Here is a 444-nt window from a genome sequence, read left to right on the forward strand (position 1 = left end):
GCCGTTGTATCAGAAGCAGAGAAAGCAGAAAAGGAAATAGACGTGATACAAAGCAATGCTACTAATGGCTTTAAGTTCATTACTTAACCTCCGCAACAGTGAAAGAAACAGGTAAAGTAATCAAGCTTGGAGCCGCTTGTTGACTAGCAATATCGTACGCTTTATCGAGCTCAGACTTCATCGAAGAATCAACTTCTTGCCATTGAGCTGCTGTTTGATTCCAAGCCCAGTACTGACTGCCATTTAAGTTACGAGCAACTAAAGAGATACGTCCTAAGTGCAGTACGTCTGCTTCAATCGTTTTATCGCTCGCCAGTTCTACGCGACCTTGGTATGCACCAAGCTTAATGCCATAATCCATCTCAATTTGGTACGCCTCTAGAATACGGCGGTATTTCTCAGCATCACTTACGTCTGCACGAGTCATCATTGCTTGAAGCTTTT

Annotated in this window: 1 protein-coding gene; it reads right to left on the reverse strand. The window is 43.2% G+C overall.

Going from position 1 to position 444, the window contains the following annotated elements; all coding sequences use genetic code 11:
* Window positions 1-79: 79 nt before the first annotated feature.
* Window positions 80-444: DUF3450 domain-containing protein (locus A3712_RS21480; protein ID WP_157618842.1), on the reverse strand; the 365-nt coding region annotated here is incomplete at its 5' end.

The sequence above is a fragment of the Vibrio sp. HI00D65 genome (assembly GCF_001635455.1).
Lineage (GTDB): Bacteria > Pseudomonadota > Gammaproteobacteria > Enterobacterales > Vibrionaceae > Vibrio.